Origin of the sequence: Streptococcus sp. (genome assembly GCF_019414905.1) — a bacterium.
Classification (GTDB): domain Bacteria; phylum Bacillota; class Bacilli; order Lactobacillales; family Streptococcaceae; genus Streptococcus.
In genome coordinates, this window is sequence record NZ_DXLC01000198.1 from 3,441 (window position 1) to 16,516 (window position 13,076).

Sequence of the window (13,076 nt, forward strand, 5' to 3'; positions counted from 1 at the left end):
TGTCTTTAAAGAATGTTGTTACTTTTTCATAGACATGCTCTACATCTCCATTTGGTAGTTTCTTCGTTTCTACGAATCTGTATTCTGGAATGTCTTTCTTATCTACTGTTCCCGGCTCACTTGGATAGTTCGGAATCTCATTACCTTCTTTATCTTTGAAGAATGTATTTACTTTTTCGTAGACGTGTTCTGTATCTCCATTTGGCAGTTTCTTCGTTTCTACGAAGCGGTAACCTGGGATATCTTTCTTAGGTTGGTTACCCTCAACTGTTGGATAATCTGGAATAGAGATTTCTTTACCATTTGGATCAACTGTCACATAAGACGTTGTAATCTTCGTATAGTTGATTGGTGTATCTTGACTCGGATCAGTTGGTAATGTTGGTGGCACATAACCTTTTGTTGGATCTTCTGGATCAACTGGTTTCAACGGATTTCCATCTTTATCTCTTGGAATGTAACCTGGAACATAAGGAATTACAATATCTTCCGTTGGTACACCCGGTTTAGTTGGATCACCATTTGGATCATTTGGATAATCAATACGTGGAGGATTTGTTTGTCCTGGCACGTTTGGAATCCAAGCTCCAAGTTTCTTATAGACAACTTTTTGAACGATATCTTTATCTTTAGCCTTAACAGTTTGATCCTTGGTAGATGCCTCAATATCTCCACTTACTGCAATATAACCTTTAACAAATGGAAGTTTATTACCAGAAAGAACATCAGTTGTAGCTTCTTTCCATTCGCCGTAAGTAACTTCACCTGTCACCAAGTTCACCTTAGCATCACGAGTAAATTTAACTGATGAAGTCACAGAAGTAGTAACCTCTTTACCATCTCCATCAACATAAGTAATTGTACGAGTTACTTCTTCTGAAGTTGTCAATTCCTTAACGCTTTCAGGCCATACTGGTGAGTTTGGATCCTCTGGATCAATTGGTTGACCTGGAACTGGTGTCACATCACTTGGAATAACTGGAACAAGGCGTGGTTGAACAGTAACAACAAATTTTTGAATAGCTTTTGTATCATTATCAAATGATTGCTTGCTGCCATCAGCTTTTGTAAACTCATCAGACACAAGTTCGTAGCCAAGTTTTTTCAGTGCGTTGATACGTTCTGCAGTAGAGTAGTTCATTTCAGAACCAGAATCACCTTGAAGGATATCCACCTCACCAAGAATTGTTCCGTTAGTATCTTTGTAAGTTACAGTTGCAACCTGTATATCAGACTTCACTTCATAAACAGTTGGTGTATACTTAGCTTTCGCTACAGTGCCATTAGTATCCTTACGTACAATAGTTACTACTGTTGCAGTTCCAACGAAATCTTTATTTGGTGTGAAGGTTACCTTACCTGTTGCATCAACAGTATACGTTCCTTCGTTTGGAACTGTTTTACTTGTTGTACCATCTTCAAATGTAGCAGGAACAGTATTGTCCATTGGTACATCTTTATGACCAGGTACAAATGTTGGTGTACCAGATTGAGGAGTGTTCTTAGGACCTGTAGAACTTGTATCCACACCTGTTGGTGTAACTGGTGTTACAGTTGGAGTGTAACTTGACTCAACAGTTGTACCATTTGTAGGATCTGTTACAACTACTTTAGCTGAATCTGGTGTGCCAACGAAGTCTTTATTTGGCGTGAAGGTTACTGCACCAGTTGGATCGATTGTATATGTACCAACTGTCTTACCATCCTTAGTAGCTGGGATAGTTGTTTCCTCAGTTCCAACGAACTTAGCTGGATTATCTGTTGTTGGTTTCAACTCAGTTCCATCAGCATGTTTATATGTTGGAGTACCTGTCTGTGTCTTACCTTGGATATCAGTTGATGTAGCAGGTGTTGTAGTTGGTGCTACTGGTGTATAGATAACGTACACTGTACTATCAGTTGACTCATTTGTTACCTCAAGGCTTGTAACAGTTTTCTTATCATAAGTATAATTAGCTACTTCTGGAGAAACTACCGCCTCAAGAGTTTGTGCTGCTGACCAGTCAGTATATTCCACATTTCCTGTTACCAAGTTAACGCTTGCGCTACGTGTGAAGGTTACTGTTTGAACTTTATCAGCTGTTACTTCTTTACCATTCTCATCGTTGTAGCGGTACTTGATTGTACGAGTAACTGTTTTAGTTAACTCAAGATTTTCTGCAGTACTTGGCCATACAGGTGAGTTTGGATTTTCTGGATCCACTGGTTGTCCTGGAACAGGTTTCTCATCATTTGGAGTCACGGGTTCCACACGTTGTTTAACTGTTACCGTGAAGTTTTGATTCACCGCTGTGTCGTTGTCAAAAAGCTTATCAGCTGTCGTTGCTACAATGAAACCATCTTCTACTAACGTATAGCCAGCTTTTTCAAGAGCTGCAATTGCTTTTTCACGATTAACAAAGTCGATAGCACCGTTATAAGCACCTTCTACTGTCTCAACAGCTGCTGCTGGAACTTTAGCTGAATCTATAGCAACTTCTGCACCAGTTGTCACATCATAGTAAGAAATAGTTGCTGTTTGAACATTCTTTCTATAAGTATATGTCACAGTAGTTTGCTCATTTGTAACTTTACCTGAAACCTTCTTAGTACCTTCATCAACCTGACCATTTGTTGTTACCACTTTAACAAGAGTGTAACCAGAAATTTCTTTTGGTTCAGTCGTGAACGGAGTCGTCACTTTTTCGTTATTTACTGGAGTTGTTGAAGGAGAGATAATATTACCCTCTTCATCCTTATACTCAACAATGACTGTTCCATCTTCAGCAACAACAGTTGGAGTGTAAGTAGTTGTTACAGTAGTACCGTTGATATCTGCAATTTGTACACGTACTGGTGTAGCTTTGCCTGTAAATTCTTCAGTTGGTTGGAATGTAATGACATTAGTTGTTTTATCAAGAGTGTAAGTTCCTTCACCATCAACCGTAACTGTAGTTACAGCATTTCCATTCGCATCAAGAAGTGTCAAAGTACTCTTATCAAGAGCTACTGATTTTGGTTGACCATCTTCACCTAATACTTCAGATGTTTCTCCTTTAGCAAAGTTCAAAGTTGTAGCATCTGTATCAGGAGTGTCAAAAACAATTTGTGATGTTTGCGCTTGACCTTGCTTACCAGCTGTAGCTGATTCTTTAGCTGTTGGGACTACAGGAACTACTGTTGGAGTATAAGCAGCTGTACCTGTGATTTCTGTTGATTCACCTTTTTCATTAGTAATAGTTGCTGATGCTTGAACTGTTACTGATGCTGGTGTTCCTGTATAAGTTGCAACTGGTTTGAATGTTACTTTGCCTGTTGTTGAATCAATTGTATATGTTCCAACATTTTCAACAGTCACTGAAGTTGCAGTCGTTGTATTTCCAGTAGTTGGATCTACAAGTTTGTAATTTGACACTGGAGCACTATCATCTGATGATGAGAATAGTGGTGTTTCTGACTGCTGTTCACCTTGGATATTCTTAGATGTTACATTTTCACCAGTAATCGTGATTGGTGTTACAGTTGGTTTATAAGTAGCTGTTGCTGTCTCACCATTTGAATCTGTTGCTTGAACAGTTACTCCTGTCCCTTCTCCAGTAAATGTTGGAACTGGTACGAAGGTTACAACACCTGTTGTTGGATTAATTGTGTATGTTCCTTCATTTGCAATTGTAACACTAGTAGTTGGTTGCATCGTTGATGGATCAACCAACTGACGTGTTGCAATCGTTACTGATGAATCTGACGTTTCAAATTCTGGTGTTCCAGTTTGTGTTTTACCTTGAACGTCTTTAGATGTTGCGTTCTTAGCTGTCATAGTTACATCTGTGACAGTTGGAGTGTAAGTAGTTGTTACAGTAGTGCCATTCGCATCTGCAATACGTACACTAACTGGTTTTGTAACAGTTCCTGTGAATGTTGCGACTGGTTGGAATGTAATAACATTTGTCGCTTTATCCAGTGTATAAGTTCCCTCATTTTCAACTGTTACAGATGTTACAGCATCACCGTTTGCATTAAGAAGAGTTACTGATGCTGTATTAAGATCAACAGATTTTGTTGTATTTGCATCAATAGAAACTGTTCCTTTAGCAAAGTTTACAGTTGTATCATCTGTATCTGCTGCGTCAAACTTAATAGCAGAAGTTTGGGCTTTCCCTTGAGGTCCAGTTGTTTGAGAAGCTACTGCGGTTGGTGTTACTGGAACTACTGTTGGTGTGTAAGTAGCTGTCGCAGTTGCAGTAATATTAGCATTGTTAGCATCTGTACCTAGAATTGCAGTTAGTTTAACAGTTACTGGAGTTGCTGTTCCTTTGAATGTTGGAAGTGGTTTAAAGGTTACAACACCTGTTGCTGGGTCAATTGTATAAGTTCCCTCATTTTCAACTGTTAAAGTATCAACTAGACTACCATCAGCGGCAACCAACTTAGCTGGTGATGTTGCACTTGGTGAGATGGTTGAACCGTCACCTACAGAAGTAAAGGTTGGTGTTCCTGTTTGAGTAGCTCCTTGGATATCAGATGATGTAACGTTGTGACCTTTAATCGTGTCTGTTACTGTAATGTGGTAAGTAGTTGTAGCAATTGAAGAACCTGCACCTGAATCTGTACCTGAATCTGTACCATCCAAAGTAGCCGTAACAACATTTCCGTTACTATCAATAACATCTACAACAACTGTATACACACCCACTTCTGATAAAACATAATTACTAGCTAATGTGTAAGCTGCAGCATCTGTCTTTGTATCATATACTTTTTGAGCTCCAGATGGTGATGTTACTGTCAAACGAGTAATGTAAGTCGTTTTACTATGAGCAGTATCTTCTTTATCTGCAATCGTAACTGCAGCTTGTGCCGCATTACGAAGGTCAACAGTTATCCCCTTAGTTGATTCATAGCTTGTTGATGTTGCAGTTGGTTTTGTGTTGATGATAGTTGCAACATCTGTATTAGTAGCTTTGCGACCTCGAATTTCACCGCCAAATCCTGATGAAGTCATGATATCCCATGATTTATCTCCAAGTTTAGTAGCTGTCACAGTAGAACCATCTGAAGCAGTCCATGCATCTGTATACTTATCATAAGTTACTGTCACAGACATCCCATCTTTAGATGTTTCATTTTTACTTGCAACTGTTGTTTTATGACGAGTTACCGCATCAAGACTCTTAATTGTTCCGTCAGTTTCAAATGTGCGCGTATATGTATAAATATAGAAGTTTTGAGAACCATCCAATTGAGCTTCAGCATAAACTTGACGTTTTGTCAAAGTATAAGTCCCGTCTGCATTCGTTGTCTGAACTGTAGTATAATCTGCTGGAAGTTCCCAGTGACCTGTTTTAGAATTCAACGTAGCTACATGAGTAGTATTATCTACATCTGTTAGTGTTACTTTATTACGTAGGAAAGTACCTTTGATATTTTCAGTAATTGCTTCAACCTTGATGTTATCCACTCCAGCTGTTGCAGTTGCAGCTTGTGTAACTGGAATATTAATTTTTCCACCTACTGTCCCCAAATTTGTCCCTACTGCTGCAGCCGTATTGGTTGTTGTTACTGCATTGCCATCTACATCTTCTCCTGATGCAACTACAACCCAACTTCCATTTTGATTTTGAAGAACAGTCTTCGTTCCATCTGGCATGGTAACTACAGCGTTTGTTGCACCTTTAGAAATAGTCACAGGAACAGTTTCTGAGTAGGTTTCAATATTCAAAGCTTCTACTTTTGGTTTAACGACAACTGTAATATTCCCTTGAGCTTCCTGACCAGATTGAATCCATTGTACATTTGATCCATTAACACTGTTGTAATCTTTAGCAAATGTTGATACATAGTAGACCCCTGCTTCTGTCAAAGTACCTGATAATTGGCCAGACGAGTTATATGACGATTGACCATCAATAGATACAGACTGCGGTTGGTTCTTTGGATCCATCTGGTAGCTAACACCAGGAATTGTTGTTGCTGTTTCATCAAGAACTTGACTTCTATTATCTACATTGACACCAGCAATACCAGTTACAGCAGTTCCATATTGTTGACGTATAGTTGTCGTTGTACCATTAGCTTTGGTATAAGGTACATTTGCTCCTTGTCCACGCATTGTGCGCGCCCCTGATGGATCTTGATACTTGATGTCAATATTAATGTCTTGACCAACTGTACGTTCGTAAACTGCATTATCTGTCGCGATAACTGGTGGAGTTGTATCCATCCAGCCTACCCAACCCATACGCATATTTACAAATCGAGTTGTCACCACCGCACCTGTTTTGCTGTTTGTAAAGGTTGCGTTAACTTTGAGATCTTGTACCCCATTTTCAAGATTACTTGTAATAATCCCTTCAATGACATCATTTGTAGCATCATATACAAGACCATTAGGTAGGTTATAAGGTGTAGCAGCACCTACTGATCCATCAATACCTGTTAAAGACCAACCTTTTTCAGCCGCTTCATCTGTCACTCCAAATCGTGATCTTAGACCTGGAATATAAACACGATCAACACCTTGTTCATATGCTAATTTATAAATTTCTGTTGCAAGGAATTCATAAGCTCCATTATTTGAGAATATACTAGCAGAACCACCTGAGATTCGCATTCCACTTGGACGAAGTTGACCTTTCCAAAGCTCTGCTTCTTTGGCTAGTTTTTTAGCCATTTCTGGAGAAAGGGGATAATCCATACGTCCCTTGTTATTGTGACCTGTTGAACCACCCTGGTCAGACGTTAAACCATTTGCAGGGTTAGTTTCTGAGCCATCACGTTGGTTAGAATAGACAACAACTTCTAAACCTTCAGCAGTCCCACCAGTTACACGAGTATAGGCATTCAACTCTCCTGCACTTGCAAAACCGTCAGTAGACGCTTTCCCATCAGGATTGAATTTATAGATATCTTTACCTGTAGCAGTTGCTGCAGTTACAACCGTGGCATGAGTGGCACGCGTACCGTTTGCATTAACGGTTGATTCAGCATAAAAATTTTGTGCTGCCAACGCTACAGCAAATTTCCCATCACGACCAATTCCTGATTTTTTCAGTTCACTATAAACTGCAAGGATAGACTCATTCAAGCGTGAAAGTTGAGCATCCACTTGTTCCTTTGTGACACTCTTATCAGCTAAAAGTACTTTTGATTCGTTAAGTATAGCTTGGTTCTTGGCTACCGCCGCTTCAATTGCTGCTCGATTCTCTTCTGCTACTTCCTTCTTACGGAGTTCTGTAACCGCAAGTGTATTGGTTACATCTGCTTCTGATGAAACTTTATCGAGTTCTGATTTAGCTTCTGAAAGAGCTTTTTCTGTTGGTGTAGCGTTTCTTTGTGCTTCTTCTTTTGCTACCTTATCTTTATCAGCCTGTTCTTTCTCGAATCCAAGTTTATTTGATTCAGTTACAACTGTTTTCAATGAAGCAAGAATATCTTTTTGAATATTTACCTCTTCTTGCTTGGCAGTTTCATTTGCCAAAACAGCTTTCGCAGTAGCTAAAGCTTCGCGAACATTGGCTACAACTGAGGCATCCGCATACTTAGCATTAGATAATGCAGCCTCTAAATTTGAAATACTCGTTTCAAGAAGTGACTTATTTACTTTAAGTTCTTCTTTCTTGGGTGTTTCAATTGTCTTATCAACCAACTGGATATTACTTTTTCCTAATTCTGGAGAAGGTTTTTCTACTTTTTGAATATTTTCTTTAGAGTCTGAAACTGGATTTTGTTCAATAGCTGAAACTGCTCCATTTCCCAAAAATATCAAACCAGCCGCAATCGCTACCGATGCCGCGCCGAAACTATACTTACGAATACCGTAACGTATATACTTTTCCGTTCTAAAATCTTGTTGTTTACCCTTCATTAGACTTAGAACCTCCTTTATGCATGTTTTTTAATATTGAATTGAAATATACAGACAAATAAAAAGCCCCCCCCCTCGAATTTTTTAGTAATATTAAGAGGTTATCATTTTAAAAAGAGTTGCCCAATAATTATCAATATCACTTAATATTGTATCATGCCACTATTATTAATTCAAGTTTCATGCCTATATATATTTATTGTTTCAATTTAATACCTCCTTGAAGAAACTAGTACATACATCAGTTTTTAAACAATAAGGTCAATGTACTAGGATACGAAACTCTATTCTGAACAACTGGTAGTATGTTTCTAGCACAAATTCAATTTTATAAGAAAAAGAAGTAAATATTTTCACGAAAACGGCATATTATAAAGATTTTGAAAACCTGATAATATTTACTTTCGTTTCTCGACCTTTCCATGAAAAAAACGCCACATGGGCGTTTTCCTATTCTTACGGTTTGATACGGTGCAACATACGTGGGAATGGAATAGCTTCACGGATGTGTTTTGTTCCTGCTGCGAAGGTTACCATACGCTCGATACCGATACCAAATCCACCGTGTGGAACTGTGCCGTATTTACGAAGGTCAAGGTAGAATTCGTACTCTGTACGATCCATACCAAGTTCATCCATCTTAGCAACTAATGCATCGTAGTATTCCTCACGCATAGACCCACCGATGATTTCTCCATAGCCTTCTGGAGCAAGCAAGTCTGCACAAAGCACGCGCTCTGGATTTCCAGGAACTGGTTTCATGTAGAAGGCCTTGATGGCTGCTGGGTAGTTCATGACAAATGTTGGTACACCAAAGTGGTTTGAGATCCACGTTTCATGTGGTGAACCAAAGTCATCACCATGCTCAAGATGTTCGTAGTCAGCGTCTTCATCATTTTCATGTTCTTGCAAGAGGTCAATGGCTTGATCGTAAGTGATACGTTTGAAGGGCTCTGCAATGTAGCGTTTCAAGAGTTCTGTATCACGTTCCAAGGTTTCCAAGGCTTGAGGCGCACGGTCAAGAACACCTTGTAGAAGAGCTTTTACATAAGCTTCTTGCAAATCAAGTGACTCATCGTGAGTCAAGTATGAGTACTCTGCGTCCATCATCCAGAACTCAGTCAAGTGACGGCGCGTTTTTGATTTTTCAGCACGGAATACTGGACCAAAGTCAAAGACACGGCCAAGGGCCATAGCTCCTGCTTCTAGGTAAAGCTGACCTGATTGGCTCAAGTAAGCTGGCGTTCCAAAGTAGTCAGTTTCAAAGAGTTCCGTTGAATCTTCAGCCGCATTTCCTGAAAGAATTGGGCTATCAAACTTCATGAAACCGTTCTTGTCAAAGAACTCATATGTTGCATAGATGATAGCGTTACGAATTTGCATCACCGCTACTTGCTTACGAGAACGGAGCCACAAGTGACGGTTGTCCATCAAGAAGTCTGTTCCGTGTTCTTTTGGTGTAATTGGGTAGTCTTGAGATTCACCAATCACTTCGATGTCTGTAATGTCCAACTCATAACCAAATTTAGAACGTTCGTCTTCTTTGACAATACCTGTCACATAGACAGACGTTTCTTGGCTCAAGCGTTTGATAACATCAAACTTCTCAAGCCCCACTTCTTCACCAAATTTTTCTACAAAGTTTGGTTTAAAGGCTACACCTTGGAAGAAGGCTGTTCCATCACGCAATTGCAAGAAGGCGATTTTCCCTTTTCCTGATTTGTTGGCAACCCAAGCGCCAATCGTCACTTCTTGACCAACATAGTCTTTTACATCAATAATCGTTACACGTTTTGTCATTATTTTTCCTTTTTCTTTTTTATTCTTTATGGCAAACCACTTCTATATTGTTCCCATCTGGGTCAATCACAAAAGCAGCGTAGTAAATCGGTTGCTCACTGCGATAACCAGGAGCCCCATTGTCTCGCCCACCTGCCTCTAAGCCAGCCTCATAACAAGCTTGAACCTCTTCCTTATTTTCTGCTAAGAAAGCAAAGTGAATAGGATCTTGTGTCCCCTGAGCCAGCCAAAAATCACCACCAGGATGAGGGCTATTTGGGGCAAGAAAACTGATTAGAGAAGTAGTCTTAAAAGCTAATTTATAGCCCAAAGGAGCGAGAAATCTCCTATAAAATCCTTCTGAAATTTGTAAATCCTTTACCTTAATTTCAAAATGATCAATCATTCTCACTCCCCATAAATGCTTTCAAGCGTTTAACTGCTTCTTTAAGCGTAGCTAGGTCTGTCGCATAGCTGAGGCGCACATTTTCTGGCGCTCCGAATCCTGCTCCTGTGACCAAGGCAACTTCGGCTTCTTCTAGGATAGCAGTTGTAAATTCTGTCACATCCGTATAGCCTTTCATCTCCATGGCTTTTTTAACATTTGGGAAGAGATAGAAGGCACCTTGCGGTTTGACCACTTCAAATCCAGGCACCTCAGCAAGAAGGGGATAGATGGTGTTTAGTCGTTCCTCAAAAGCCTGACGCATGTTTTCTACAGTATCTTGCTCACCTGATAGAGCCTCAACTGCTGCATACTGAGCTACTGCTGACGGATTGGAGGTTGTTTGACCTGCAATCTTAGACATGGCAGCGATAATGTCTGTTTGACCGACGGCATAGCCAATCCGCCAACCTGTCATAGCATAGGTTTTAGACACACCATTGATGACCACTGTTTGCTTGCGAATCGCTTCTGATAGACTAGAAATCGGTGTGAACTCATGACCATTATAAACCAAGCGACCATAGATATCATCTGCTAGGATGAGAATATCCTTTTCTACAGCCCAGTTCCCGATTGCTAAGAGTTCCTCACGAGTGTATATCATACCTGTCGGATTGGATGGTGAATTGAGAACCAAAACCTTTGTCTTGTCTGTGCGAGCTGCTTCCAACTGCTCTACAGTCACCTTAAAATGATTGTCTTCCTTAGCAGGAACAAAGATTGGTACCCCTTCTGCCATCTTGACCTGGTCTCCATAGCTGACCCAGTAGGGGGTTGGGATAATCACTTCATCACCTGGATTGACCACGGCCATAAAGAAGGTATAGAGAGAATATTTGGCTCCAGCAGCGACTGTCACTTGATTTGGCGCTACAGAATAGCCATAAAAGCGCTCAAAGTAGCTATTGACCGCGGCCTTAAGTTCTGGCAGACCTGAGGTTACTGTATAAAAAGAAGCACGCCCATCTCGAATCGATGCAATGGCGGCATCTTGGATATTTTTGGGAGTAGTGAAATCTGGCTCACCCAAGGTTAGAGACAGGATATCTCTTCCCTCAGCCTTCAGCGCTTTGGCACGGGCTCCAGCAGCCAAGGTCACACTTTCTTCCATTTCTAAAACACGGTTGGATAGTTTCATAGGCCCTCCTTATTGACCAATGCTCCTGTTTCAAAATCTACTAGATAAAAATCAGATCCTGACTTGACTTCCCAGATTGGTTTGTCTTGATAACGACCAAAGGTAATTTTGTCAATTTCGCCAGCTCCTTTTTCCTTAGAAACCGCTTCTGCTTTTTCTTGTGAAACACCTTGATTTAGCTGATAAACGTAAATCTTATGGTCATCTTTTCCAATCAGGACAGCAAGTGCTTCTTGCTGTTTATTACGACCAAGAACGCTGTAATAGGATTCCAAGCCATTGTATAAATCAACCTGATCAGCCTGCTCTAATCCTGCATACTGCTGAGCTAATTTTTCTCCTTCACTTTTAGCTGTTTGATATGGTTTCATACTCAGAAACACTAGATACAGAAAGGAAGCACTGATAACCACAAACAAAATCGTCATCCCTAGACCATACTGCCACAGTAGATTATTTTTTGCTTTGTTTTGTCTTTTTTTCACTCGTCTATTTTACCATCTATTAAGCTTTATTACAAGTGAATGCAAGAATACTCTTCGAAAACCTCTTCAAACCACGTCAGCTTCTCCTTGCCGTACCCAAGTACTGTCTGCGGCTAGCTTCCTAGTTTGCTCTTTGATTTTCATTGAGTATAAGAAACCAATTCTATTTCTCCCTTCAAAGCAAACCGATTTTTCTTGATTAAAACCGAGCAGGAAAAGTAAAGACAGCTCCAAAATCAACCTATTAAAAAACCTGAGCTTGGCACTCAAGTTTTCGTAATTTTTTTTGATCTATGGAATCACTTTATCATCCATTCTTTTAGCCATTTTTCCTAAAAATACAGGCAGTAGAAGGCTAATCATGACTAAAAAGAATCCTAAATAAAGAAATGTTAACACAAAGCCTAAATGGTCAATCAACCAGCCTGTCAGTGGGAAGAAGACAATCATACTAAGACTAAACATCATAGAGTAGACACTCAGCATGGTTGCCCTTACTTCACTTGGGAGCCGCTCTTGCAAATCATTATCAAAAATCGGCTGAAAAAGAGCATATAGAGCATTACTAATCAAATAAATCAAAATATAGATTAGAGGTGTTCCAAAGTAGGACAACATATAGGTGACGCCAGTCAGCAGCACGAGGACAGGGAAAAGCTTCAAGGCAGCATATTTCTTTCCAATCTTACTCGCTAGATAGACTGCGACGATATTTAAGAGACTACCAAGTAGCATAACTGCTGAAATTTGCCAACCACTTAAATCTGGTAACTGATTTTGATAGTAAAAGTAAAACATGCACATGAGTACTCCGACAATCTGAGACAAAATCATCCAGTTGAACAGCATGGGATTTCGCTTCAACTCATCCTTAACGGTCCAAATAATCTGTTTCATGCTCACACTATCAGCTTTTTCTAGCTTGACACTAGGTTCTTTCAGCATCCAAATCAGGAAAAGAACTATGATAGAAGTCGCAATCATGATATAGTAGGTCAGGTGCAATTGACCATGGACAAAAAATCCTGCCAAAACGGTCCCCAAAGATCGAGTTCCTTCTGCTACTCCTGACATAAAACTTGAAATGGATAGATAGCGCTCCTTCAGTCCAGCCTCCACGGCTGAATCATAAACCATTGCTGCGCTTGTGCCTGAATCAAAATTATAAGACAAGGCACTTACCGCCATCGCTAAGGCATAAATCCAAAAATTTCCCTGCCCAGCCAACATAAGAATAGAAGACATAATCCCTGCTATTCGACTTAAATAAAGGTTGGTCTTATAGGAATAGCGGTCAGCTAACATACCAGATGGAATTTCACAGAGAAGACTGGTCGTATGAAAAATACTCTCCAGAAGCTGTCTCTTATACACATCTCCGAG

General features: G+C 40.0%; 6 protein-coding genes. All 6 read right to left on the reverse strand.

Translation table 11 applies throughout. The features are described from left to right. Positions 1 to 7,843: MucBP domain-containing protein (locus QZ359_RS05965; RefSeq protein WP_293963997.1), on the reverse strand; the 7,843-nt coding region annotated here is incomplete at its 3' end. Positions 7,844 to 8,299: 456 nt separating this feature from the next. After that, a complete protein-coding gene (gene asnS / locus QZ359_RS05970) occupies positions 8,300 to 9,646 on the reverse strand; it encodes an asparagine--tRNA ligase (RefSeq protein WP_261047052.1) in 1,347 nt (448 codons plus the stop codon). 16 nt (positions 9,647 to 9,662) lie between these two features. Then, the gene (locus QZ359_RS05975) at positions 9,663 to 10,028 is read right to left on the reverse strand and encodes a VOC family protein (protein ID WP_261063151.1); all 366 of its coding nucleotides are present in this window, start codon (positions 10,026 to 10,028) and stop codon (positions 9,663 to 9,665) included. Next, positions 10,021 to 11,208, reverse strand: coding sequence for a pyridoxal phosphate-dependent aminotransferase (locus QZ359_RS05980; RefSeq protein WP_261063152.1), 1,188 nt, complete (start codon positions 11,206 to 11,208; stop codon positions 10,021 to 10,023). Before QZ359_RS05980 ends, QZ359_RS05975 begins: the two co-directional genes overlap by 8 nt. After that, positions 11,205 to 11,693: a DUF5590 domain-containing protein gene (locus QZ359_RS05985; RefSeq protein ID WP_293964001.1), complete on the reverse strand. Its 489-nt coding sequence runs from the start codon at positions 11,691 to 11,693 to the stop codon at positions 11,205 to 11,207. Before QZ359_RS05985 ends, QZ359_RS05980 begins: the two co-directional genes overlap by 4 nt. A 291-nt stretch (positions 11,694 to 11,984) precedes the next feature. Further along, on the reverse strand, positions 11,985 to 13,076 hold a 1,092-nt coding region (locus tag QZ359_RS05990), incomplete at its 5' end, for an MFS transporter (protein ID WP_293964002.1).